The organism is Streptomyces sp. NPDC127595, assembly GCF_042671685.1.
Lineage (GTDB): Bacteria > Actinomycetota > Actinomycetes > Streptomycetales > Streptomycetaceae > Streptomyces.
Genome location: NZ_JBHXWK010000012.1, coordinates 157,338 through 182,034, shown reverse-complemented (window position 1 = coordinate 182,034; position 24,697 = coordinate 157,338). Strand labels below are relative to the sequence as shown.

The 24,697-nt window shown below is 69.4% G+C and carries 15 protein-coding genes and 3 pseudogenes; 7 read left to right on the top strand and 11 right to left on the bottom strand.

The window, feature by feature from the left end:
- Positions 1-10: 10 nt before the first annotated feature.
- From ACFVKT_RS32300 to ACFVKT_RS32285, 4 genes and pseudogenes are all read right to left on the bottom strand, one after another.
- Positions 11-2,449 (bottom strand): annotated as a pseudogene (locus ACFVKT_RS32300) (tetratricopeptide repeat protein); the annotation flags it as partial.
- Positions 2,450-2,890: 441 nt separating this feature from the next.
- A pseudogene (locus ACFVKT_RS32295) lies at positions 2,891-3,877 on the bottom strand (BTAD domain-containing putative transcriptional regulator); the annotation flags it as partial.
- Between the two features lie 342 nt (positions 3,878-4,219).
- Positions 4,220-5,893, bottom strand: coding sequence for a family 2A encapsulin nanocompartment cargo protein cysteine desulfurase (locus ACFVKT_RS32290; RefSeq protein ID WP_385738126.1), 1,674 nt, complete (start codon positions 5,891-5,893; stop codon positions 4,220-4,222).
- 415 nt (positions 5,894-6,308) lie between these two features.
- Positions 6,309-7,247, bottom strand: a complete 939-nt coding sequence (locus tag ACFVKT_RS32285; protein WP_385738124.1) for a family 2A encapsulin nanocompartment shell protein — start codon at positions 7,245-7,247, stop codon at positions 6,309-6,311.
- Between the two features lie 214 nt (positions 7,248-7,461).
- On the opposite strand from ACFVKT_RS32285, the gene ACFVKT_RS32280 reads away from it, so the two are divergent.
- The 4 genes from ACFVKT_RS32280 (at position 7,462) to ACFVKT_RS32265 (ending at position 13,726) form a co-directional block, all read left to right on the top strand.
- Entirely contained in the window at positions 7,462-8,364 is a 903-nt protein-coding gene (locus ACFVKT_RS32280; RefSeq protein WP_385738122.1) for a LysR family transcriptional regulator, read from the top strand.
- A gap of 201 nt (positions 8,365-8,565) precedes the next feature.
- A complete protein-coding gene (locus tag ACFVKT_RS32275; protein ID WP_385738120.1) occupies positions 8,566-9,807 on the top strand; it encodes a hypothetical protein in 1,242 nt (413 codons plus the stop codon).
- Positions 9,808-10,189: 382 nt separating this feature from the next.
- On the top strand, positions 10,190-11,113 hold the full coding sequence (locus ACFVKT_RS32270) for a hypothetical protein (RefSeq protein WP_385738118.1): 924 nt from the start codon (positions 10,190-10,192) through the stop codon (positions 11,111-11,113).
- 351 nt (positions 11,114-11,464) lie between these two features.
- Positions 11,465-13,726 (top strand): glycoside hydrolase family 3 N-terminal domain-containing protein, encoded by a 2,262-nt coding sequence (locus ACFVKT_RS32265; RefSeq protein WP_385738116.1) that lies wholly within the window; start codon positions 11,465-11,467, stop codon positions 13,724-13,726.
- Positions 13,727-13,974: 248 nt separating this feature from the next.
- Here the strand turns inward: ACFVKT_RS32265 and ACFVKT_RS32260 are convergent, their stop codons facing one another.
- Positions 13,975-14,697: an NPP1 family protein gene (locus ACFVKT_RS32260; RefSeq protein ID WP_385738291.1), complete on the bottom strand. Its 723-nt coding sequence runs from the start codon at positions 14,695-14,697 to the stop codon at positions 13,975-13,977.
- 884 nt (positions 14,698-15,581) lie between these two features.
- Positions 15,582-18,380, bottom strand: coding sequence for an RICIN domain-containing protein (locus ACFVKT_RS32255; RefSeq protein ID WP_385738114.1), 2,799 nt, complete (start codon positions 18,378-18,380; stop codon positions 15,582-15,584).
- Positions 18,381-18,895: 515 nt separating this feature from the next.
- On the opposite strand from ACFVKT_RS32255, the gene ACFVKT_RS32250 reads away from it, so the two are divergent.
- Both ACFVKT_RS32250 and ACFVKT_RS32245 read left to right on the top strand, forming a co-directional pair.
- On the top strand, positions 18,896-19,309 hold the full coding sequence (locus tag ACFVKT_RS32250) for a hypothetical protein (RefSeq protein WP_385738112.1): 414 nt from the start codon (positions 18,896-18,898) through the stop codon (positions 19,307-19,309).
- 180 nt (positions 19,310-19,489) lie between these two features.
- Positions 19,490-19,945: an SRPBCC family protein gene (locus ACFVKT_RS32245; RefSeq protein ID WP_385738110.1), complete on the top strand. Its 456-nt coding sequence runs from the start codon at positions 19,490-19,492 to the stop codon at positions 19,943-19,945.
- A gap of 212 nt (positions 19,946-20,157) precedes the next feature.
- Here ACFVKT_RS32245 and ACFVKT_RS32240 read toward each other — a convergent pair whose 3' ends face one another.
- Entirely contained in the window at positions 20,158-20,604 is a 447-nt protein-coding gene (locus tag ACFVKT_RS32240; RefSeq protein ID WP_385738109.1) for an SsgA family sporulation/cell division regulator, read from the bottom strand.
- A gap of 328 nt (positions 20,605-20,932) precedes the next feature.
- Between ACFVKT_RS32240 and ACFVKT_RS32235 the strand changes: the two are divergent.
- Positions 20,933-21,052: pseudogene (locus tag ACFVKT_RS32235) on the top strand (STAS domain-containing protein); the annotation flags it as partial.
- Positions 21,053-21,123: 71 nt separating this feature from the next.
- Here the strand turns inward: ACFVKT_RS32235 and ACFVKT_RS32230 are convergent.
- The 4 genes from ACFVKT_RS32230 to ACFVKT_RS32215 form a co-directional block, all read right to left on the bottom strand.
- Complete coding sequence (locus ACFVKT_RS32230; RefSeq protein WP_385738107.1) at positions 21,124-21,354, bottom strand: DUF6479 family protein; 231 nt, start codon at positions 21,352-21,354, stop codon at positions 21,124-21,126.
- Positions 21,355-21,501: 147 nt separating this feature from the next.
- Complete coding sequence (locus ACFVKT_RS32225) at positions 21,502-22,176, bottom strand: DUF6766 family protein (RefSeq protein WP_385738105.1); 675 nt, start codon at positions 22,174-22,176, stop codon at positions 21,502-21,504.
- A gap of 107 nt (positions 22,177-22,283) precedes the next feature.
- Positions 22,284-22,721: a hypothetical protein gene (locus tag ACFVKT_RS32220; RefSeq protein WP_385738104.1), complete on the bottom strand. Its 438-nt coding sequence runs from the start codon at positions 22,719-22,721 to the stop codon at positions 22,284-22,286.
- Between the two features lie 277 nt (positions 22,722-22,998).
- Positions 22,999-24,537 carry an FAD-dependent oxidoreductase gene (locus tag ACFVKT_RS32215; RefSeq protein WP_385738102.1) on the bottom strand — a complete coding sequence of 513 codons (1,539 nt, stop codon included), beginning with the start codon at positions 24,535-24,537 and terminating at the stop codon, positions 22,999-23,001.
- Positions 24,538-24,697 lie beyond the last annotated feature (160 nt).

Sequence of the window (24,697 nt, the reverse complement as noted above, 5' to 3'; positions counted from 1 at the left end):
GAGCAGGGCATCAGGTCACCGCGGCCGACTGGGCCAGGAGTTCCCGCAACTCCCCCACCACCGAGGTGTCCGTCCCGTCCAGCGCGTCGAGCGCCGACCGCCACAGCTCGCAGGCCCCTTCGGCGTCCCCCTCCAGGCGCAGCAGCAGCCCGCGCTGGTGGTGTGCGAGCCCTTCGGTGTACCGGTCGGCGCGGCTGTCGGCGCGGCGCAGCAGACGGTCGCACTCGTGGGCGGCCCTGGCGCTGAGGCCCGCTCCACGCAGGGCGCGCACCAGTCCGAGCCGGGTCTGGGCTTCGCCGTGCCAGTCGCCGTGGCTGCCGAGAATGCGCAGGCTCTCCTCGAAGTGCGGCAGGGCGGCGACCGGTTCACCGAGGGTGAGACGGGCGTAGCCGATGTTGCAGTGTGCGGAGTGCCGGATGATCACGTCCTCCAGCGCGTCGCCGATCGCGAGGCTCCGCCGGTGATGGTCGATGGCGGCGCGGGGGTCCGTGTGCCCGTACAGGTTGCCGAGGTTGCTGTAGGTGATGGCCTCGGTGTGCCGGTCTCCCAGTCTGCGTGAGAGTTCGAGGCTCTGCAGCAGTGCCTCGCTGGACTCGTCGTGCCGGCCGAGCCCTTCGAGGAGCATGCCGCGGTTGTTCAGTCCTCGCCGCACCCACGACAGGACGCCGAGCCGCCGCCAGATCACCAACGCCTCGTCGTTGAGCGCGAGTGCCTCGCCCGCGCGCCCGGTCATGAAGTGCAGCCCCGCGAGGTCCCCGAGCGCGTACGCCTCGGCGGCCTCGTCCCCCAGCCGCCGCGCGGCGCCGAGCGCGGCCCGCTGGAGCACCTCGGCCTCGGCCACCCGGCCGCTGCGCTGGGCGTACGGGTGGAGCAGCCGCACCAGGACGGGGACGTACGCGCACACCTGCGCGTACCGCTCCACCAGCGCCACCACGTTCTCCAGCTCCAGATCGCCCCAGGCGAAGGCATCCCTTGCGGAGGCGAACGGCACCGTGTCCGCGATGTCCGCCGCGTGCGCTGCCGGCTGCGACGCGGTCGGCCTGCCGCGGTCGTCGCGGTCGAGGCCCGGTTCGACGATCGCCGCGAGGGTGCGCGCGGCGACGGCGGCGTACCAGCGGAGGGCGCGCTCCGCGGGGAGGGGGACCTCCTCACCGGAGACCGTGCGGTCGCCGATCACCTCGGTTGCCGTGCCGTCCGCCTCCTCGGCAGCCGTGGTGCCGACCTCCACTGTTGCCGTCTCGCCGGCTGTCTCAGCAGCCGTCTCGCCGGCGTCCTCGTGCCCCAGCGGCGCCCCCGCGATCTCGCGGGCGAAGTCGCGGACGAGGTCGTGCGGTGCGTAGCGGCCGTACGCGGTCTCCTCCAGGAGGGCGACGTCGACGAGGCGGTCGAGGGCGGCCTCGGCGCGGCGTTCGTCGGTGCCGGTGAGCCGGGCGAGGAGGTGAATCCCGTACGCCGGGAGATCGAGCGCGCCGATACGGCACAGGGCGAGCGCCGCGTCCCGGTCGGCCGGCCGCTCCGAGGCGCGCAGCGCGTCATGGGCGACGGCCAGTGACCTGCGTACGCTCAGGTCGTCGTACTCGAGGTGGTGCAACCGTCCTTCTGTGGCGGCCAGTTGACCGGCGAGTACGTCCGGGGTGAGCGCACGGCGGGCGGCGAGGCGGGCCGCCACGATACGGAGGGCGAGAGGCAGCCGTCCGGTGAGTTCGACGAGCGGGTGTCCGCCGTCGAGCCCCTCCTCGCGTCCGGAGATCGCGCGGAGCAGCGCCGCACTGTCCTCGTCCGACAGCGGCGCCAGCGGGAAACGGTGCGCGCCGTCCAGGGCCGTGAGCGGCGAACGGCTCGTCACGATCACCGCGCACCCCGCTCCCGCGGGGAGCAAGGGCCGTACCTGCCCGGCGTGCGCCGCGTCGTCGAGCACCATCAGCGTACGGGTCGGCGCGAGCGTCGACCGGAGCAACGCGGCTGCCGCGTCCGGGTGTTCGGGGATACGCCGGGGCTCCGTACCGAGGTCCCGCAGCAGCGCGGCCAGTGCCTGGCCAGGCGTGAGCGGGGCCATTCCGGGCGTGGCCCCATGCAGGTTGACGTACAACTGCCCGTCGGGGAAACACTCCCTCGTCCTGTGCGCCACATGCAGCGCGAGCGCGCTCTTGCCGACGCCGGCCATCCCACTGATGACTGCGACGCCGGGTCCGGAACCGGGCCCGGAACCGGGTCCGGCGGCGGCCCGGCGATCCGCGTCCAGGATCAGGCGCAGCGACTCTTGTACGTCGCTTCGGCCGGTGAAGTGAGCGGGTGGGGGCGGGAGTTGGGCAGGGCGGGGGGTGCTGGTTACTTGAGGGGTGGTGGGTCCGGGAAGGGTGGCGGAGTCGGGAGAGGTGGCGGGTCCGAGAGGAGTGGCGGAGTCGGGAGAGGTGGCGGGTCCGAGAGGAGTGGGCTCCACGGGGCCGGGCCCCGGGGCGACGGACCCCGGGGAGCCTGCCTCTGGGAGACGTGACTTCGGGGAGACGGGCCCGGGGCTTACGGGTTCCCGGTTGCCCGGGCCAATGCTCGGGCCCGGGCCCGGGCTGACGGTCCCTCCGGAGCGGGACCCTGCGATACGGGACCTTGTGGCGCCGGGCCCTGAGGAGTCGGGGCCTGTGGCGAAGGGCCCTGAGGAGTCAGGCCCTGAGGAGCCAGACCCTGAGGAGCCAGACCCTGAGGAGCCAGACCCTGAGATGCCAGACCCTGAGATGCCCGCCCCCGTGGAGTCGAACCGTGAAGCACCCCGCCCTGAGGAGCCAGGCCCCGAGCCACCGCCCCCTGAAGAGTCGGCTCCCGAGGCACCCCGCCCCGAGGAGCCAGACCCTGAGATGCCCGCCCCCGAGGAGTCGAACCGTGAAGCACCCCGCCCTGAGGAGCCAGGCCCTGAGACGCCGCCCCCCGTGACACCCACCCCACCGCGCTCAGCCCCATCGCGCCCGGCAGCTCCTCGGTCCGCCTCCTCCTCCGCCACGGCATCCTCCCCCGCCCCTGCCCCTGCCCAGCCCGGGTTGCGGGCAGACCTCGGCGCCCGCTCCCCTCCCTGCTCAGCCTCCCCGTCTCGCTCCCCCTCTCCCTCCCGAAGGATCTCCAGATGTGCCTCCCGCACCGCCGTGCCCGGCTCGACGCCGAGTTCCTCGATCAGGCGGGCTCGCAGGTCGCGGTGGACGGCCAGGGCTTCGGCGCGGCGGCCGGTGCGGTGCAGTACGAGCATCAGCAGCCGGTGGAAGGACTCGCGGAGGGGGTGCTCGGCGACGAGGGCGGCCAACTCCGGGGCGAGACGGCACAATCGGATAGACCCGGCACCCCCGGTCCCCGCTCCGACAAGGCTCACCTCAGCCTCGTACCGCCATTCCAGGACAAGCAGCCGTGCCTCAGTGAGCCGCTGGACGAGCGCGTAGGCACCGCCCTCGGGCGGGAGTCCGCTCAGCGGCTCGCCGCGCCACAGTGCGAGCGCGTCCGTGGACTCGCTCAGCGCGCGCTGCCACTCACGCCCGGCGTGCGCGGCCCGCGCCGCGGTGACGTGGCTGTCGAAGACGGAGACGTCCAACTCGTCCTCGTCGACGCGCAGAACGTACCCCGGCGGTACGGCACGCAGCCGTTCCGGATCGTCGAGAAGGCGCCGCAGCCGTGTCACATGGTTCTGCAGCGAGGCCTGCGCGGACGCCGGCGGCACCTCGCCCCACAGCGCGTCCTTGAGCGCGTCGACCGGAACGACCCGGCCCGGTTCCAGCAGCAACGCGGCCAGCAGCGCGCGCATCTTGCCGCCGCCGACCGACCGGGCCTCGCCGTCGGCGCCGTACAGCACCGGTGGCCCCAGCAGCCCGAACCGCAGTCCACGGCGCAGCCCGTCCCGCATCACGCCGCCCCACTGCCTTCCCGCGCGGCCACTCCACGCCGCAGCACATCCAACCCGCGCACGCCCACGGCGGGTTCCCACCGCCCGGCGCTCGGCTCCCCCTGGAACCGTTGGCCGTTATGTTAGCGATCTGTTGGCGCGACCTGATGTGATCATTACATCGGATCTGGCCCCGACGGCGCGCGCGTACGACGCGTAACTCGGGGGAGTGTCGCCGCCGTGGCCGGATCCGGGAACGCGAGAGGTCCCGGTCGCCGGAGGTGAGCGACCGGGACCTCCGTCTGTCGTGGCGGACTGACCCGTACGCGATCTCAGGCTCCCTTTGGCCTGGAGCCCCGCAGGTTAGTGGCGCCCCCCGCGGCGGTCGGCGAGCCGGTGCACGGCCGCGACCAGCGTGTCCACTTCCTCGTGCGTGTTGTAGAAGGCGAACGACGGCCGGACAGTGGCCTCCAGGCCGTACCGGCGCAGGATCGGCTGCGCGCAGTGGTGGCCCGAACGCACCGCGATTCCTTCCTCGTTGAGGGCGGTGCCCACCTCGGCCGGCTCGTAGCCGTCCAGTACGAACGAAACGATGCTCGCCTTGTGCGGGGCCGTGCCGATCAACCGGAGCCCGGGCACCCCGCGCAGCCCTTCGGTGGCGTGCTCGACCAGGGTGTGTTCGTACGCGCCGATGTTCGGCAGGCCGATGCGCTCGACGTAGTCGATGGCCGCGGCCAGCCCCACCGCGTCGGCGATGTTGCCGGTGCCGGCTTCGAAACGGCCCGGCGGGGGCTGGTAGCTGGACTTCTCGAAGGTGACGTCGGTGATCATGTTGCCGCCGCCCTCCCAGGGAGGCATGTCCTCAAGCACCTCCCGCTTGGCGTAGAGCACGCCGATCCCGGTCGGCCCGAACAGCTTGTGCCCGGAGAAGACCAGGAAGTCCGCGTCCAGCGCCCTGACATCGATCGGCAGATGCGGGACGGACTGCGCCGCGTCGACCAGGACGCGTGCCCCGGCCCGGTGCCCGAGCTCGATGACCTGCTCGATCGGTACGACGGTGCCGAGCGCGTTGGACATCTGGGTGACCGCGACCAGCTTGGTGCGGTCGGACAGCAGCGCGGTGTACTCGTCGAGCAGCAACTGCCCGTCGTCGTCGACCGGAATCACCTTGATCACCGCACCGGTCTGCTGCGCCAGCATCTGCCAGGGCACGATGTTGGCGTGGTGCTCCAGATACGAGATGACGATCTCGTCGCCCGCGCGGATGTTCTGGGGTCCCCAGGCCTTGGCCACCAGGTTGATCGCCTCGGTGGTGCCCCGGACGAACACGATCTCCTCGGCGGAGCCCGCCCCGATGAACCGGGCGACGGTCTTCCTGGCACCCTCGTACGCGTCCGTCGCCCGGGCCGCCAACTCGTGCGCCGCGCGGTGGATGTTGGAGTTCTCCCGCGAGTAGAACTCGGCCAGCCGGTCGATCACCGCCTGCGGCTTCTGCGTGGTCGCGGCGTTGTCCAGCCAGATCAGCGGACGGCCGTTGACCAGTTCGGACAGGATCGGGAAGTCCCGCCGGACGGCCCGCACGTCGAACGCCGGATGCGGGTCGAAGGGCAGCCCCACCGGCGCGGCGGGGGCACCGGGTGTGCCGGGTTCCTGGATGAAGTAGTACGGCGCCGTCGTGGCCGCCGGTGGCACGGGCTCGGAGAGGCGCGGCAGCCCCAGGTGCCCGAAGCCGGGCAGCTCCGGCGCCTGTGCGGGGAACCCGGGTGCCTCGGTGAGGAAGTAGTACGGCCCGGGGTCCGGGAGCCGGACCGGTGCGGGCGCCGACGCCGCAGGCGGCAGTGTCGGGGTCACCGGCAGCTCCGGGGCGGCTCCGGCAGCACCGGGCGCACTCGCCGCGTAACTGGCCGGAGCACTGGTCGGCGGCGGCCCGGCCGGCGGGCTCATCCCCGCGGTGGGCGCCGGGGGAGGCGGATCCCCGGCGGGCAGGCCGGTCGGCACCGGAGGAAGCGGGTTCGCGGCCGGCGTGCCGGTCTGCACCGGAGAAGTCGAGTTCGCGGCAGGCATGCCGGTCGGTGCAGGCATGCCGGTCGGTGACAGAGGAGACGAACCCGCGGCAGGCGGGCCGGCCGGCACCGAGGGAGACGAGCCGACGGCCGGCAGTCCGGTCGAAACCGGAGGAGGCGAGTCCGCACCCGGCGCACCCGTCGACACCGAAGGAGACGAACCGGTCGCAGGCAGGCCGACCGGCACCGAGCCCGCACCCGGCACACCCGTCGGCGCCGAAGCAGACGAACCCGCGCCCGGCGGCCCGGCCGGCGACGGCCCTCGCGGCGACCGGCCGTCGGGGCCGGAAGCCTCCATGCCGGCCGGCTGCCCAGGGAGCGCTCGGAAGAACTCCCCGGCCAGCCGGCTCAGCGTCTCCTCGTCCGGCAGCCACGCCGGGGCGCCTTCGTTACCGGTAACTGGGGGCGTAGTCATGGAACTTATCCACCTCGACGTCGTCGAGCACGGCCAGCGCGTCCTCGGTGAGCACCGCGAGCGAGCAGTACAGGGAGACCAGGTAGGAGGCGATGGCACTGCGGTCGATCTGCATGAAGCGCACCGACAGACCCATCCCCTGCTCCCCCGAAAGCCCGGGCTGGAACAGTCCGACCACGCCCTGGCGCGACTCGCCCGTGCGCAGCAGCAGGAACTTCGTCCTGCCGTTCTCCAGCGGGACCTTGTCCGAGGGGATGATCGGCAGGCCGCGCCAGGTCAGGAACTGCGAGCCGAACATGCTCACCGTCGCCGGCGGAACACCGCGCCGGGTGCACTCCCGGCCGAACGCGGCGATCCCTTCCGGATGGGTGAGGAAGAAGGCGGGCTGCTTCCACACCTTCGTGATGAGGGCGTCCAGGTCGTCCGGCGTCGGCGGCCCCGCCAGCGTGGAGATCCGCTGCGTGTCCGCCACGCTGGCCAGCATCCCGTAGTCCGGGCTGTTGATCAGCTCGCCCTCCTGATGCTCCTTCACCGCCTCGATGGTCAGCCGCAGTTGCTGTGCGGTCTGGTTGTGCGGGCTGGAGTACAGGTCGGCGATCCGGGTGTGCAGGTCAAGGACCGTCTGGACGGCCTTGAGCCGGTACTCCCGGGGCTCCTGTGAATAGTCGACGAAGGTGTCGGGCAGCGGCGACTCGTCGTAGTTGTCGCACTCGATGCGTACCGACTCGGGATGAACGACCTTGTTCACCCGGTAGATGCCCGCCTCGACCGGCACCCAGGACATCAGGTGCACCAGCCAGCGAGGCGTGATGGAGGCCATCTGCGGAACGGTCTTGGTGGCGTTCGCCAGGGTCCGCGCAGCGTTGTCGCCGACCGACATCGATCGCGACGGTGGATTCACAGCCGTGGTCATTCAACGTCTCCTTTCCGCGCCCGGGGAGCAGGCACGTTTCCGCACCCGAGAGGCAGGCACGCGTGGTGGGAGGCGAGATCGTCGACGGTGATGTGCGCGGTCGAACTCACTCGCAAGGTCTCGCACGAACTTTCCCACTCACCCTCCCAGCGGCCCTGGTAGCGGTCCAATGCGTGTTTTCGAGGCTGTCATCGAAGCGGTCTATGATTCACAAATGATCGACTTGAGTCGGCTGCGTGTGCTGGTCGCCGTCGCCCGTGAGGGTTCGATCACGGCAGCAGCCGAGGCGCTGCACTACGCCCAGCCGTCGGTGAGCCATCAACTCGCGAAACTCGAGGCCGAGGTCGGCGTACCGCTGTTGCAGCGGATGGGGCGCGGTATCCGGCTCACCGAAGCGGGCCGGCTCCTGGTGGACCGCGCCGAGTCGATCCTCGCGCAGGTCGAATCGGTCCACGCCGAACTGGACGAGCTGGCCGGGCTGCGCACCGGCCGGGTCCGCCTGGCCGCCTTTCCCTCCGCGCTGGCCACCCTGGTGCCGCTTGCGGCCGCGCGCGTCTCCGACCGGTACCCCGGCATCGAGCTCACCCTCGTCGAGGCCGAACCGCCCGACGCGCTCAGCGCCCTGCGCAACAACGACGTCGACGTGGCGCTGATCTTCGAACACGGGGACCCGCCCCAGCGCGACCGCCGCGACACCACCATGACACCGCTTCTCGAAGAGCCGTTGTACGTGGTCACCCCGAAGGACCGCTCCTGGGACGGCCCCCGGGCGGAGCTGGCCACCTACGCAGGGACTCGCTGGATAGCCGGTTGCGAACGCTGCCGCGAGCATCTCGTCGCGGCCTGCGGACGGGCCGGGTTCTCGCCGATCGTCGAGTTCGAGACCGACGACTACGTAGCCGTACAGGCACTGGTCGCGGCCGGGCTCGGCGTGAGCCTGCTGCCCGGCCTCACCCTCCTCGCCAACCGGCACCCCGGAGTCAGGCTCGACCCCATCGCCGGCATGCGCAGACAGGTCGTGGCCGCCGTACACGGCAAACCGCCCGCGTCCCAGCCCGCCCAAGTGCTCCTCGACGCCCTCCACGCGACCGTCTCCGAACCGGAATGGCCGTCCTGACGACGCATGCGAGTGGCGGGTGCGGTCGGAAGGAGGGGCTCGGGGAACGCGCGACGCCGATACGGTCGTACGCCGCCCAAGCCGTGTCCCTCCGCAGGCGGCAGCGGAGGTTCACCACCCCCTCGGCCCGCGGCCCGCATTGTCCATAGCCGCATTGCCCATACTGGAAGGGCACACCGCTCCCCAGCCGCGAAGTGACCCATGCCCAAGCGCCCCACCCCCCGTCCGACCGCCCCGGAAACAGTCTGGCTGGCAAGCGGACATCACACCGGGCCCACCCCGGAGGACATCCTTAGGAACAACCTGCGGAGGCTGAAGACCAGCGGCACGATCCAGGACTTCCTGGAGCCCCGGCCGTCCTCGGACTCGGTATCGGAATCGGAATCGGCGTCGGCGTCGGCGTCGGCGTCGAACCCCGAGTCCGGGTCTGAGTCCGAGTCCGAGTCCGAGTCCCCATTGGCCGAGCATGTGTTCGAGGCCCGCTGGCACGTCGCCGACGCCGTCACCGTGCGGGCGCGGCTCACCACCGGTGAGCGTGAGCGCCCGGACCAGGAGCCGCGATGGACACTGGCGGCCGAGGCGGAGCGGCCCTGGGACCCCGCATGGCCCTCCCCCGCGACGATGTTCTGGCCGGAGACGAGCGCCGTGTCCTGGGACCACGACGTCGTGGCCGGACTCCGCACGCAGGACATCAACCCCCTCCCGCAGGACGACGCGGCCCTGCGCCGCCTGCTCAGGGAAGCGGGACGCCGTAGCTGGAGCATCAACGTCGTCGTCCATGAGGCCATGACACCCGACGAGCGCGGGCTTCTCCCGCTGGCCCGTCTGCTCCCGCCCGGACTGCGGCACCGCGTCGTGGAACACCGCGCCGCACCCGAACAGTTCCAGGCCGTCAACTGGGCTCTGTACGACCTGGGCGTACGGGTACCTCGGGGCGGCGCCGTGATCCTGCCCGGCACGCCTGCCCGGATCGGGTACGAGGCGCAGGACTTCTCCGTGCGCAGCGTGTTCCTCGACGGCTCGGAGCCGACGGAGCTCCTGGACAAGGTCGTACGGTTCGCCGCGCTGCCCTGGCCGCTGCCGGAAGACGCGGAGAAGGCCCTCACCGCCCTCCGGCAGAACTGGCACCTGGTGACCCTCGAAGAGGAACTGGCGCACGCCCGCGCGCTGGTGGACTCGTACGCCGAAGCGCTCGACGCCATGACCAAGTCGCGCGACCGGTACCGCGAGGCGACCGAACTCGCCCATGAGGCGCTGGCCGAACTGAAGGAGCTCCGGCGGACCGCACCCTCGGAGCGTGAGACGTCGTACGGACTGCACGAGCGCCCGGCCACGGGCAACCCGCTGACGACCGCGATCCAGCGGCTGACCGGTCCCCTGAGAGCACGGCGCGTGTCAGGCGACGAGGCGAGCGAAACCAGGGAATCCGACGGCGGCCGCTGATTGTCGTGCCTCCCTGCGCGGATTTCGGGTGGCGGGACACGGGAGGGGCGATTACAAAGGTTCAAAGTTCACATGACATGACATAAAGGTCCTCATCATGTCCAGCGCCCCGAAGTGGAGAAAACACATGGCCACCGAGCCTTTCTCTCCCGGTCCGGAACAACCCGGGACACGCCGACACCTCGATGCGACCTCACTGCACTGGGGAATCACCGGACTCGGCGCCCCAGCCACTGCCCCGGCACCTCCCCCAGCGCCTGCTCAGGCGCCTGCCCAGGCTCCTGCTCCGGCGCCTGGTCCCGCGCCTGCTCCGGCCGCGACCCGCCGGCTGATATCCGCGGACGGCACCCACGGCCAGGTACTTCAGGCGGCCGACGCCGCCATGGACGAGCTGGTGCGCACGGCGGTCGTATCGCGGTCCCTGGACGACGTCGTTCACCTCGTCACTCTGCTGGAGCAGACACCGGACGGCGTACCGGTCGCGGCGAAGGTGCTGCGGCTGGCCGCGGTGGCACGTTCCGTGGACGACGTCACGAGGCTCGTGGAACTGCTCGGCAGCCCGCCGCACCGCGCCGACCGGATGGACGAGGCGATCCGGGTCGCCGCCGAGCAGCGCCCGGTCGCCGAGGTCGGCCGCCTGCTGTTCCTCCTGCACCGGCCACCGCACGACCCGCACACCGGGACCGAGGCGGTACGCGCTGCCGCCACCGGCCGCCCCCTCGAAGACCTGGTGGAGCTCCTGGGCCACCTGGGCGAGGACCGGGCCACCGGCCCCGGCACCGTCGGCGCCGAAGTACCGGACACGGACACGAAAGCCACCGGCCGTGCCACGAACGGCCCCGGGGCGGCCATGGATGGAAACCTGTCCGGGCACTCCCTGGCCCCGGGAACGTCCAGCGGCTCCGAGCCGGTGACGTGGCTGCGCCTTCTGGCCGGCGTTCTCGTCCTGCTCTGCGCAGCGGCCCACTTCCCCCTGCACTGGGCGGATGCGCCGTCCCGCGGACTCGTCGCCGCCGTCGGCGTCGCCGCCTGCTGCCTGGCTCTTGGGGTCGCACTGATCCTCAGCGGGAAACCGGCCGTGGCCGCCGCGGCCGCCGTCGTGACCGGTGCGCTGGCCATCGCTCCCCTGGTGGACGGCAGGGTCGGTTCCGTGACGCTGTCCTACGTGCTCAACCCCGGCGGGGTGGCCCACCCCCTCCCGGCGCTGTCGGCCGGGATCGCCGCACTCGCCGCGCTGATCGTCCTGACCGTGACCGTCACGCGACGGCAGACCACCGGTAAGCGCCGGATGAGCCTGCCCGAGTAGCCAGGCCGTCGCCGCGCACAACCGTCCGGGCCAGACGACCATCGGCGTGTGTCCCCTCCTGCAGTAAGGAGGGGACACACGCGTCTTCATGCCGCCGCGGGAACGACCGGCGCAAGAACGACCGGCGCAGGAACGACCGGCGCAGTATTGGTACGGACCTTGACCCCGTATCGAGCGACTTGTTCAATGCCTCTGAAACCTTCTGGAACCGTCTGGAACCTTCTGAAGCCTTCTGAACACCTTTCGAATGCCCCCACACCACTGCTTCCCGGGGATATCCGACGTCTCGTACGCCCCAACGGGAGCGCCTTCACCGCTCACGGGCATTTCCTCACGAGACGGAGACCCACTGTGCGAACAGCCGTCCTCAGAATTCCCAGATCCGCGGCGACGCTGGTCTTCGCGGCGTCCCTGGTCGTGACGGGCTTACAGATCCGGCCGGCCCACGCCGCCGGCGAGCCGTACCGCGATCCGACTCTGCCCGTGCCGACCCGCGTGGAGGACCTGCTCTCCCGGATGACCCTGGACGAGAAGATCGGCCAGATGACCCAGGCCGAGCGGGCATCCGTCACCACCGCCAACGTGCCCGCCTACGGGCTCGGTTCGCTGCTCTCCGGCGGCGGTTCCGCGCCCTCGCCCAACAACGCGACCTCCTGGGCGAACATGTACGACGGCTTCCAGAACGCCGCGCTCACCAGCCGCCTCGGCATCCCGGTCATCTACGGCGTCGACGCCGTGCACGGCCACAACAACGTCTACGGCGCCACGATCTTCCCGCACAACATCGGTCTCGGCGCCACCCGGAACCCCGCCCTCGTCCAGCAGATCGGCCAGGCCACGGCCCAGGAGGTCTCGGGCACCGGTATCGACTGGGACTTCGCGCCCTGCCTCTGCGTCGTACGCAACGACAGATGGGGCCGCAGCTACGAATCCTTCGGCGAGAAGCCCGAGTTGGCCACGATGATGACCAGCTACATCAACGGCATGCAGGGCAGCGCCCTCAACGCACCCGGTTCCGTACTCGCCACCGCCAAACACTTCATCGGCGACGGCGGAACCGACAACGGCGTCAACGCGGGCAACGCGACGCTGACCGAGGCCCAGCTGCGCGCCATCCACCTGCCGCCCTTCCAGGAGGCCCTCCGGCGCGGCGTCGGCTCCGTGATGATCTCGTACAACAGCTGGAACGGCGTGAAGGACCACGGCAACCAGTACCTCATCACCACCCTGCTCAAGGGCGAACTCGGCTTCTCCGGCTTCGTCGTCTCCGACTGGAACGGCATCGACGAGATCGACGGCCAGGCCGGCTTCACCGCGGCCGAGGTGAGCCAGGCGATCAACGCCGGCATCGACATGGTCATGGTGCCCACCGCCTGGCAGCAGTTCATCTCCACCCTGCGCGCCGAGGTGCAGAACGGCCATGTGCCGATGTCGCGCATCGACGACGCCAACCGGCGCATCCTCACCAAGAAGTTCCAACTCGGCCTGTTCGAGAAGCCGTTGACCGACCGTACGTATACGCCGACGGTCGGATCCGCCGCCAACCGGGCGCTCGCCCGCCAGGCCGTACGTGAGTCACAGGTCCTGCTGAAGAACTCCGGGAACATCCTTCCGCTGGCGAAGACCAACAACAAGATCTTCGTGGCCGGCAAGAGCGCCGACAACATCGGCTACCAGTCGGGCGGTTGGACCATGTCGTGGCAGGGCGGCAGTGGCGCCACCACGCCCGGCACCACCGTCCTCCAGGGGATCCGGTCCGCCGCCGGCACGGGCACGACCGTCACCTACAACGCCAACGGCACGGGCATCGACAGCTCCTACAAGGCGGCAGTCGCGGTCGTCGGCGAGACGCCGTACGCCGAGAGCGCCGGAGACCGGCCCGGCGCGATGGGCCTGGACACCACGGACCTCAACACCATCGCCACGCTGCGGGCGTCCGGGGTGCCGGTGATCGTCGTGCTCGTGTCCGGCCGCCCGCTGGACATCGCCGCCCAACTGCCCAACTGGAACGCCCTGCTGGCGGCCTGGCTGCCGGGAACCGAGGGCAACGGCGTCTCCGACGTCCTCTTCGGCGACTACGCCCCGACCGGCAAGCTCCCCAGCACCTGGATGCAGTCGGCAAGCCAGCAGCCCATCAACGACGGCGACGGCAAGACACCCCTGTTCCCCTTCGGGTACGGCCTCACCTACGGAACAACGCCCACCCGCAGCGCGTACGACGTGACGCAGGCGGAGAGTTACACGTCCCAGTCCGGTACGCAGACGGAGACGACGACGGACACCGGCGGCGGCCAGAACGTGGGCTACATCACCGCGGGTGACTGGCTTTCCTACGGTGCGGTGGACTTCGGCTCGACGACCGCGGCCTCGGTCACGACACGGCTGGCATCCGCTTCCGCAACAACCGGGACGATCCAGTACCGCCTGGACAGCACGACGGGCCCGGTCATCGCGACCGTCCCGGTGACCAGCACAGGCGGCTGGCAGACCTGGACGAGCCCCAGGGTCAACCTGTCCGCCACCGCGACCGGCGTCCACACCCTCTACACCACCTTCACCACCACCGGCTCCGGAGACCTGACCAACCTCAACTGGTTCCAGTTCGCCCGGTAGGCGCATCCGATCGACCGGGCCCTGGCTCGCCACAGCTCGGTGTGCGGGGCCGGCGCCACGATGCGGCCCTTCTCCAGCCCACCGCCGGAAACAGGACTACGGCCGCACAACCCCAACGGGGCCGTGCGGCCGTAGTCACGAAGGCCCTCGCGGATTCACCAACAGCGTCCGGCGTTCGCACGGGGCCCACAGCGTGTGGCTCGGGGGAATGATCGGGCGGAGTTCGGAGTACGGAGCGCGGGTTCCGGCTAGGCGTTGGGGTCGAACGGGATGCCCGCGGGCTCGGTCAGGGAGAGGTTGTACTGGAAGTCGCCGTCGTCGATCTTCAGCGTGGCGTCACCGAAGTCGGCGCTGATCAGCTTGTCGCGGTAGCCGGCCGGGTAGCCGTCCCAGCCGACCAGTCGCGGGTAGAACCAGCCGCCGGTGGCGTTCTCCGGCGGTTCGTCACCGGTGCTCGCGAAGCGGAAGTCGTGGGACCCGATCGAGTCCTTGTGGTAGACGATCTTCGGGTGTGTTCCGTCGAAGAGGATCGAGGAAGCGGGGAGGAGTTGATAGGTGTCGTGCTGTGACACCGCGACGTATTGGACGGCGTTGTTGTAGATCCAGACCACGACGTGCTCCCAGTCATGGGTGTGCCCGATGGGCAGCACATCGACGTCCTGGTCCTTCTCGAAGTAGCTGGCGTACATGACCGCGCACCAGCCGTTGTTGCACTTCTCGCGCGAGTACGTGTTGTCGTTGTTGAGCTGGGCCATGTCGTGGCAGTTGCCGTTCACTGCCCCGCCGAGCGGCAGGCCGGAGTTGATGCTGCTGTCGGCGCCGATGGCAGCGGTGGAGTAGCAGCCGTCGGTGTCGAAGTCGTAGGCCGGGGAGAACGTCTGCTCCACACCGCTGGCGTTCTGCGGCAGAGCCGTGAGGACGTTGGCGCTCGCGGTGCCCGGTGCGACCAGGACGAGGGCGGCGGCGCCCATGACGGTCGCGATCGCGGACCGGTGGAGCGACCGTCCCCGGCGCTCGGGGCGGGGCGTGGCTTCCCCCAGGTCCTGCTCTGGGTTCACGGTCGATGACAGCTTGTAACGCACAGCGGACTCCTCAATATCAGCGGGGTGAGCAAGGCCCCTCGCCCGGGATGCCTTGCATCGAGATCCATGAATTCCGTGCGACGAAAAGGGAAACGCCCGCCGTGCCGGAGGGGTCCTTTTCATCCGACATGAGCACGTCATCCACTTAGCGCGGCGTTAAAGTACCCCGAGCCGATGCCGGGGGCAAGAGAAATCCCCGGGTTAATTAATTCCCCGAATGCGGTATTACGGATATTCCGGAACCGGAAGCGGGGATACGTCGCGATGCGCGTCACGTATGCCCAGGTCAGACACGGCCTCAAACCTGGAGGGACAGACCAAGCGGAGAGCATCGGCAAGGCGGGGGATCTGACGGCTCGCAAGGCGGGGGACCTGACGGCTCAACCCTCAAAGAGAATACACAGATATCGCTCACCGGCATTACGCGGAGACGCAGCGCGAAGCTTGCATTCCTGTGAGAATTCAGTGACCCGTGGATGAGCCAATGACGATGATCGTAAAGGGAACGGATTGGTGTCGGCCTTGCCACCGCCCCGTCCGCCGACTGGCTGGCTGGCTGAGGGAGTGAGTGAGTGGCCGAGTCTTTGCCGGTATCGGACCGGGGCGACACGCACCTGGCCCCAAGGGCGGCGACAACAAGCAGCTCCTGTCCCCTGGCCCCTAGCTACCGGCTCCTAGCTCCCGGCTCCCGCTCCCGCTCCCGCTCCCGCTCCTAAGCAAGCGATGCCCGAACCCCCGCAGCGGGGTTCGGGCATCGCGTAGCCGTGCTGGGATCAGGACGCTTGCGGGGACAGGAAGAAGGACTGCGCGGTGCTGCTGTCGCAGGTGCTGACCTGGAACTGGGCGCCGTTGGCGGTACTGGGGGCGGTCAGGCACAAGCCGCTGTTACGGGCGACGAGGGTGAAAGTGCCGCCCGTCTTGGCGACGGCCTGCCACTGCTGGTTGGTCTCCGCGTGGTAGGACCAGGTCTGGACCTTGGCTCCGGAAGCGGTGGCCGTGGCGCTGCCGATGACGTCCCATGCCTGGGTCTGGGCGGAGGCGTTGCGGTTCAGCACCTCGTAGTAGCCGGAGCCGGCCGAGACGAACTGCCATTCCTGGTTCACGACGGCGGCGACGCAGGTGTACTGCTGGACGACGGTGCCGTTGGCGGTGCCGGAGCCGGTGGCGTCCACGCACTTGCCGCTTTTCTGGTTGACCAGTTCGTACCACGCCGAGGAGTTGACGGCGGACGCGCTCTTGTCGGCGAAGGAGAGGGAGTTGATGTTCCAGCCGGCCTTGTCCTCGTTGAGGGTCAGGACCTGCTGGCCCGCCGGGAGGGTGACACTCGCGGTGACCGTGGTCCACTTCTGGTAGTCGCCGGTGGCGGGGATGTCGACCGCGCCGCTGAGGTTGGTGCCCGACGCGTTGGACAGGTGCAGGGCGCCGGTCACGGCGGAGGGTGCCGCCACGCGGAAGCTCACCGTGTACGTACCGGCCGTCAGCGGCTTGACGGTGTAGCGGAACCACTGAGTGCCCGCTGTGAAGCCCAGGTTGTAGCCGCCGCCGGTGTCGGTGGTCGTCATGACGTCGACGCCGTCGGAGCGGTAGGTCTCGCTGTTGTTGACGGAGGAGACGCTGTAGCCGACGCCCTGGCCGCCGGTGTCGTAGTTCTCGGCCTGCACGGTGCCGGGCAGCGCGGCGGCGGTGCCGCCGTACGGCGTCTCAGTGGTGGGGGTGGCGCCGGTGCCTCCCTGCCAGCTGTTGTTGCTCAACGTGGCGGTGAAGGTGCTGGAGTTGTTCTGGTACGCGGTCATCCCGGACTTGAGACCGCTGACGGTGTTGCTGGTGATGCTCGCCGATCCGATGGGCGCGGGGAAGTTCGGCGGTGCGATCACGATGCCGTTACGTCCGGGGTTCGTGACCGTGTTGTTCTGCAGCTTCGAGTTGTTCGAGTTGGTGAAGCCGATCGCGTCGAAAAGCGAATCGGAGATGGTGTTGCCGGTCATGGTGATGTTGCTGATAGCTCCGTTGTTCACGCCGGCGGCGCCGTCACCGATGATCACCGCGGGCGTTCCCTGGCCCCAGGAATTGCCGCCGGACCGGACGATGACGTTGTCCTTGATCGTGGCGGAGGTCAGGTCGCTGCCGTTGTCGCTGAACACGCCGGCGTTCAGGGCCATCATCCGCCCGGAGTCGGCGAGGTAGTTGTCGCTGATGACGTGGCCGCCACCGCCGTAGATCCCGATGCCGTGGGCACCCCAGGGGGCGATCGCGGTGTTGTGGGTCATGGTGACGTTCGACATAGGCGGGTAGGTCTGCGACGGGTCGCTGGCCTTGAAGGCGACGGAGTTGATCGCCAGCTCGTCGTCACCGGTGCCGCGGATGTAGTTGTTGGTCACCGTCAGGTTGGACCCGGTGAACGTGTTGAGCGCCTGGTTGTTCACGTTGATGCCGTCGGCCCAGATGGAGGTCAGACGGTTGTTCTCTATCGTGCCGCCGGTGCCCGAGGCCCAGAAGCCGGACATCGTGTGCTGCGACCACAGACCGCTGGCGGACCAGTCGGTGCCGGTGGTGTCCATCGCGCCGCCGTCACCGTTGTGACGGCTGGTGGAGTTGGAGTCGATGTGGAAGTTCTGCACGGTGCACGAGGTCACCGAGAACAGCGCGCTCATGCCACCGGTGAAGGGCAGGGGCACGTCGCGGTAGATGTTGCTGTACCACTGCCCGGCGCCGGCGATCGTGATCCCCTTGGCGGTCAGCCCCGTGGTGCCCTTGACATAGAAGGTGCCCTCCGGGATCCAGAGGATCTTCTTCTCTGTCTGCGCCTGGTTGATGCAGGTCTGGATCGCGGCGCGGCTGTCCACCGACCCGCTGGCGGCCGAGCCGTTGGTCGGGACATCGCTGACGACCGCGCCGCAACTGGTGATGGAGATGGAGTTGGCCGGCTGCGCGATGGGCGCGGGCGGGTCCTCCACGTCGATCACGTCGATGTTGTAGTAAGACGCGGTGTTCGCCGAGCTCTTCTTGAGCTGGATGGTACTGCCGGCCGCGATGGGAGTGCCGGTGACGAATGTGCGCGACTCGTCCCAGAAGACCCGAGGGTCGCCGTTTGCGGGATTCTCGTCAGTGCTGCTGTTGTATGAGCCGCCCTCGTATATCCAGGTCTGCTTGGAATTGAGGTTCAGCGCTTGCCGGAACGTGCCGTTGACGTACAGATCGAGGGTCGCGGTGGTCCCGGCGCCGTCGGAGGAGTCCGGGATGCTGGCGCGGACGTTGACGTAACTGACCGGCTTGCCGGTGTTGTTCGTCCACTGCACCGACTGATTGGTCGCGGCGAGGTGCGCGTAGGCGAGCCCGGACGCCTCAAGGGCGGCACTGGAGTACTTGCTGGTGGGCGCGGAGGTGACCGCCACCTTTGTCGCACCGCCGGCGAGGGTGCCGTCTTCAGCCTCGTAGCTGGTGAACGCGGTGGTGGCGCCGGCCGCGGTGGCCGTGGTGGTCGCCGCACCGGCTTCGGGGGCGGCACTTACCGGGCCGAAGGTCATCCACGCCAGGCCGCCCACAGCGACGGCGGCGGCAGCGGTCACCGCCATCACGCGGCGCCTGGTGCGCGACAGACGGCGTAGCCCCTTCGACCTTCCGACGCGTTTTGGACGTGATGGGGCCTCATGCACAAGAAACTCCTCGAAAGTGGGGGGAGGACGGGCTCAGCAATCCGCCGAAATCCGAACGCGGGCCTGGGACATGGGAGTCGGCCCGGCGCCCGGACGCCCCGAACTTATAGAGCACCTGGACGCAGGCACAAACTCTCAGCCGATGGCGCGACGGGAAATCACGCATAACAAAAAGCGGCAAGGAAAAGGAGCGCGGCTGGGGAGGCTGTGACCTGAGGTCCTCTCACCGAGCGCCGGGATATCACTTATTCAACGTGACTTGATTCACTTCGGCGCGAGGTGCGGCCGCGCCTGTTCGCGCCTCGCCACGGCGTGGTCGGCACCTTCCCGTACAGCCGGTTGCCCTGTGACAGCCGGTTGCCCTGTGCCGCCTGGATGACGTCGTCCAAAGCCGTTCCGTCACCGAGCGGCCACCGTGAGCGCCACCGACGCAAGTGCTGCCGTCCCACGTCCCCGCCCCACCGATTGTGGCACCCCTACAAGCCCCAGAGAGCCCCAGAGAGCCCCAGAGGTTTCGCCCTCCGGCGCTCGGCCTACGAAACTTTCAGGGAGCGCCCCTTCCCGGACGCGAGGCCAGGAACCGGCCGGTGGGCTCCGCCGGCGACCCCCGGCTGCTGCTCCTGCTGGACGAGGCGTTCCGCCACGGCAAGGTCATCGGCGGCTGGGCGGGGGCGGACCGCGTCCTGGACACCGCTTCCATCCCGGCCGATGCTCCGGGCGTTGTCGTCGGGGACGTCCGGACGGCTGCGCGGCCAGGTGAAGGACCTGCTGGGCACACCCCGCTCCTGGGAGCGTTTCAGCATGATGCGACCTTCTTTCCGCCACGCGTACGGGGTCGGTCCGCCTGACGCTGCGAGAGGCTGGCCGCCGGCCGCGCGGCCCTGGAGCTCCGGCTCCTCGGGCGCGCCAAGGCTCCGCCACCGAGCACTCGCTCGCGAGGCCTTCGACTTCTTCCCGCCTCAGATGGTGTCGAGGAGGCAGAGGCGGGCACTCGAAGATCGTCCACAATCGCAACGGAGAAGGGCGACATGTCGAAGATCGAGGAATCCATCGAGGTGGACGTCGCTGTTTCCACCGCCTACAACCAGTGGACCCAGTTCGAGGACTTCCCCCAGTTCATGGAAGGCGTCGAGCGGATCGAACAGCGAACCCCGACCCTCACACACTGGGTGACCAAGGTTGATGGCGTGGGCCGGGAGTTCGACGCGGAGATCACCGAACAGATCCCCGACGAGCGCGTCGCCTGGACCACCGTGGGCGGCGAGGTCAAGCAGGCCGGCGTGGTGACCTTCCATCACCTCGCCGAACAGCGGACCAAGGTCATGCTCCAGCTCGACCACGACCCCGAGGGCATGATCGACACGGTCGGAGACAAGCTCGGCTTCGTGAAGCGCCAGGCCGCCGGTGACCTGAAGCGGTTCAAGACCTACATCGAGTCCCGCGGCAGCGGCAAGGAGACCGGCGCCTACCGCGGCCGCATCTGACGTCCTCCGCAAGAGCAGCACTGGAGCCGCCCCCCGGGGGGCGGCTCCAGTGCTGTCTCGGACCACTGCCTGCTCGAACATCGCCCGGCGGCAGGAAGTGCTGCGACGCCGGGCGGGAGAAGCAATGATCAGCACATTCGCTGAAGGCGATGGCGATTCCGTGCCCCGGCGCCGCTGGCGCGGGTCGACGGGTGCGGCAGCCGTCGGCCTGTTCAGCTCTTGTCGAGCAGCGGCAGGAGAAAGTCGTCCCAGTGCAAGTGATCGCTCTCCGCACCTCGCGGAAGAAGCCGCAGGGTGACGTCCAGCCAGTCGGATATCACGGCGCGTTCCGCCTGGAACACAGCGCAGCCCCTGGGTGGCCCGAGCCGGATGCTGAGCCGCTCAGGCCCCGCGGGAGGCCGGACGGGCCACACGGCCACGTCGCCCAGTCCCTCATGCCGACGAAGCCCGAGCAGAAGCGCCTCCCGGGACAGCGACCAGCGTACTGAGGCGCCGTCCGCCAGCAGGGTGATACGGACGGCGAAGGGGTCCACCGCGGTGTAGTGCAACTCCAGGTCGAGCGACACGGGAGGCTGACCGTTGCGCAGCAGGTGCGCGCGGTGGCGGAGTGTGGTTGTCGGGTGCGGGTGCACCTCTACGTGAGTGACAGGCTGCGGCACGTGTGATCACCTTCGAAGCTGGGTGAGCGACGGACCGATGACCATCGGCCCTCCTGCGTACCTGCCCCCTCAAGTACCGGGGTGGTACAAGTACCCCGGCTTTTACGCGTCATGTCAGAGGGGTAGCGCGCTCGACTCCTGGCTTCAGGACAGCGGTACGGAGAGTTGGTCGTCCTGCGCCATGCAAGCGCTGGGCGTGGGTGCTCGACCGGCCGTCCACCCCATGAGACCGCGAGCAGAAGACGAGACGCCGTATGCCGTCCCCCGTACCGAATTCCTGGCCCTGGCGTCTCACTCGGCGTGGGCAGCATGATGGGCTTCCTGCTGTTCAGGCGTGACATTCATGGACTCCAGCGGGATCAACGTCTTCGTCACCGCCCACCAACGCCCGAGCGACGCTCAGGGATGGCTGCGCATCGCCGGCGCCCAGGACTCCGTCGTGCGCCTGCCACGCGAGTCGCGGCCACCGGGTCCGGCTTGCCGGCGCGAGATGAGTACAGGGGCGACAAGGGCGACCGGTCAGCGCCGCGTCTGCCCATCGCCGCTCTCGTCGGGTGTCGTCCAGGAGTCCTGCCGCGGCGCCGCCTGCGGCCTCTCGCCTGCTGGATGGGCGCCCGGAGTCCTGCGGTTCGCCGCGCGACGGCTGCCGTACCAGAACGCGCCGATCAGGAGAGCGACCACCACCACGCCGGCGACGATCAGGAAGAGCGATGCCGAGCTTTCGGCCGCGAGGATCTGGGAAGCGATCATGCTGGCCGAGTACCCCGCTGCCGCGTTCCTACCGGAAACGAGTAAATCGGCGTGAAACACAAACGCGATCGGCTCTGGGCCATCGACCTGACATGCGGCCTACGGGCCGCCGACTGAGTGCTGAAGCAGAGCGCGGTCTAGGGGCCCCTAGCCCTCGACGCCGGTGGAGGTGTGGGCGGTGCCGACGGGTTTGGATTCCGGGGAGCCTCGCTGGCGGAGGTAGACGGAGAGGATCACCATCGAGGCGACGGCCAGCAGTTCCGACTGCCAGTTCTGCAGCGAGCGGCTCCAGAAGTCGGCCGACATCACATACTCTCCCCAGCCGATGGGCGCCTGGAGTTGGCGCAGCCGCTGTTCGTCAAGGGCGGCCACTCCCGCGATGGACTGCGCGAGCCAGGAGAGGAAGAAGATCGTTGCCATGACGAGTCCGAGCGAGCGGGAGAAGACCGCCTGGCGCCAGTCCCGCGTACCCGCCCAGCGCGGTGAATCAGGACCGGTGTGCTCGCCCATCCGCTGATCCTTCTCGGATTCGATGCCCGCCTTGTGCATTTCCTTCGACTCCGGCGAGCCCCGCTGCAGCAGATAGACGGTGCCGAAGATATAGAGGAAGAACTGCAGATACTCCGACTGCCAGTTCTCGGATACATCCACGGCGAAGTCCGATGACATGAGGTAGTCACCGAATCCGAGCGGCGCCAGCCCGTCGACCACGAGCTGCTGGTTGAACTCGGCACGGCCGGCCACCGCCTGACCGGCCAGAGCGAGCAGGAACGCGACGCCGAAAGCCAGCGTCAGACTGTTGTCACGAACGAACCGGCGCATGCTCCCCCCATCCGTCCCTCATCGGTGCAGCAGTCCCAACGTGATGAAATAGGTCAACCCGCCGAACACCGTCACAAGACACAGCGCGAACAGCGCTCTCACCGGTCTCAGGCCCCCTTGACCTGGCACTTGTACGGCCTGTCCCGCTCGGGTTCACAGCCGGCCGCGACCACTCTCCACCCGCCGGGGAACTGCGACAGGAACAGCGTGTCGTTCCGAAGGGTGACCATCGCCTGTCTGCCGTACACATCCACGCTCCGCACCGGGCCTCCTTCGGGAAGCTGCTCCTCTCCGAGCGCGGCGACGCACGTCATGCGCCCGGAGTCCTCGAGCTCATCGCGTGTCTCCGGAGCGAGGAGGGCGCAGGCGGCCAGGGCCCTTCCGCTCGTCACCGCACGCTCGAACGCCTCGACCGCCGTCGTGGCGTCAGCGCCGCGAGCGCCGGTGCCGCCACAGCCGCTCAGGACGAGCAGGGCAACGAGCAGCCCCGACCCCCTGCGTACCTCTCGACCGTGCAACCCCGGCTCCCGCCGCTCGGTGACCAACAGCGTCATTGTGACCAGGAGCCAGACCGTTGTGGCTGCGCAACGCCATGCCGCCAGGCGGGAAAGGGCCGAAGCATCACGGTCGGGTGTCTGGGACAGGGGTCTGCCATGCCTTGGAGTACAACGTCCGAACCGCGTCGGCAGATCACCGTGGCCCGGTCTGCGCGGAATCCGCCATCGGGCCCAGTGCTCGCACTGAGGACGGTCACACGCAGCCCGGCTGTGCGCGGCGGCAATCGGCTGCTGCCCGGTCTCGGCGGTCCCCCTCGGCTGTCCGTCACGCGTTCTTGCCGATGTCTCTGCGCTCGAGGGGCCGGGTGGCCGGGCCCTGGAGAATCTCTCCGTCGGAGCTGAAGCGGGAGCCGTGGCAGGGGCACTCCCACGCTCCTTCCGCCCGATTGAAGGCGACCAGACACCCCAGGTGCGTGCACCGTGCGTCAACGGCATGCAGCTGACCGTCCGTGTCACGGTGAACCGCACAGCGGTGACCTCCTACGCGGACGACAGCACCGTCCCCAGGGGCGATGCTGTCCACGGAGGCACCCGATATCGCAGGCAGCCGGTCCCCGACGAAATGCCCGGCCACGTGGGCCTGGTGTTTGAGGAAGGCCGGCGCCTCACGCACGGCCGAACGCACCCGGCGGGGGTCGTACAGTTCGCTCCACGAGGGCTGCCTGCCGGTGATCAGGTCCGAGAGGAGACGGCCGGCCATGATGCCGCCGCTCATGCCCCAGCCGCCGAATCCGGTCGCCACGTAGGTGTGACGGCTCCCGACGTGCAGGGGTCCGACAAGCGGGACGGAGTCGGTGGAGTCGTTGTCCTGGGCGGCCCACCGGTTCGTGAAAGTCAGCTTTCCGAAGTGCGCCTCGGCCCAGTCGGCGAGTCGCGCGAACCGCTCCTCGACATCACCGGTGCCCGGGGTGAAGTGCTCACCGGTGACGATGAGCAGCCGCTGCCCGTCCGTGTACGGGGCGGTGCGCACGGAGCGCGTCCGCTGGTCGAGCGTGATGAACATGCCGTGCGGATCGCGTTCGGAGGGGATGGGCGCGGCCACGACGAGTTCACGGCGCGGGGAGAGCCGGGTGAAGAGCAGCGCACGGTCGAAGACCGGGTAGTGCGTGGCGACCACGACGTCGGTCGCGGTGACCGTCACTCCCGCTTCGGTCGTCAGCCGACAGGGCTCACCCTCCTTGAGGGCGACGACCCTCGTGCCCTCGTGGATCACCGCGCCGGCACGGACCAGATCGTCGGCGAGCGCCAGAAGGTACTTCCGTGGATGGAACTGAGCTTGCTCCGTCACACGGACGGCGCCCGCGACCGGGAACGGCAGACCCGTCTCGGTCACGAACTCGGCAGGCAGCCCTGCTTCCCGCGCGGCGTCCGCCTCGGCCTTCAGCTGGTCGACAGCCCCGGTGTCCTGGGTGTAGGTGAAGGCCGCCTTTTCCTCCCAGTCACAGTCGATGTCCAGTTCCCGCACGATCGCCGCGGCGTGCTCGATCGCTTCCAGTTGTGATCGTCCGTAGAGCTTCGCGGCCTCGGCGCCCCTGGTGTGCCGAAGCCGGTCGTAGATCAGGGTGTGCAGAGCGGTCAGTTTGGCTGTGGTGTGGCCGGTGACCCCCACGGCGATCCGGTCGGCCTCCAGTACGGCGACGCTCCGACCGCTCCTGGCCAGCTCCCAGGCAGCGCTGAGCCCCGCGATACCCGCGCCGACCACGGCCACGTCGACTGTGAGATCAGCGGTCGCCGGCGGATGAGGAGGTCCGGTCGGAGCTGTCTCGATCCAGTACGACCCGTGCTCGCCCATAGCCTTGTCCATGCAGGCCGAGTTCCCGCGGCGAGTGGAACGAAGCGTGTCGAGGCACTTCCGCGGACACTGGGACGACAGGCCGCTGACCAGCGGGGCGAGGCAGGCGTGGGACGCGGGAAGCGGCCGCACCGCTGGAGTTCCGGACGCAGCGAACGGCCGCAGTTCAGCC

What these genes read in the sequence shown, in the direction of transcription:
- ACFVKT_RS32260 (WP_385738291.1), bottom strand. Translation starts at nt 14,697, where the DNA reads ATGGGCGCCGCCGCCCTCGTCCTGGTCGCACCGGGCACCGCGAGCGCC.
- ACFVKT_RS32275 (WP_385738120.1), top strand. Translation starts at nt 8,566, where the DNA reads ATGCCCAAGCGCCCCACCCCCCGTCCGACCGCCCCGGAAACAGTCTGG.
- ACFVKT_RS32245 (WP_385738110.1), top strand. Translation starts at nt 19,490, where the DNA reads ATGTCGAAGATCGAGGAATCCATCGAGGTGGACGTCGCTGTTTCCACC.
- ACFVKT_RS32280 (WP_385738122.1), top strand. Translation starts at nt 7,462, where the DNA reads ATGATCGACTTGAGTCGGCTGCGTGTGCTGGTCGCCGTCGCCCGTGAG.
- ACFVKT_RS32285 (WP_385738124.1), bottom strand. Translation starts at nt 7,247, where the DNA reads ATGACCACGGCTGTGAATCCACCGTCGCGATCGATGTCGGTCGGCGAC.
- ACFVKT_RS32225 (WP_385738105.1), bottom strand. Translation starts at nt 22,176, where the DNA reads ATGCGCCGGTTCGTTCGTGACAACAGTCTGACGCTGGCTTTCGGCGTC.
- ACFVKT_RS32230 (WP_385738107.1), bottom strand. Translation starts at nt 21,354, where the DNA reads ATGATCGCTTCCCAGATCCTCGCGGCCGAAAGCTCGGCATCGCTCTTC.
- ACFVKT_RS32270 (WP_385738118.1), top strand. Translation starts at nt 10,190, where the DNA reads ATGGACGAGCTGGTGCGCACGGCGGTCGTATCGCGGTCCCTGGACGAC.
- ACFVKT_RS32255 (WP_385738114.1), bottom strand. Translation starts at nt 18,380, where the DNA reads ATGGCGGTGACCGCTGCCGCCGCCGTCGCTGTGGGCGGCCTGGCGTGG.
- ACFVKT_RS32215 (WP_385738102.1), bottom strand. Translation starts at nt 24,537, where the DNA reads ATGGACAAGGCTATGGGCGAGCACGGGTCGTACTGGATCGAGACAGCT.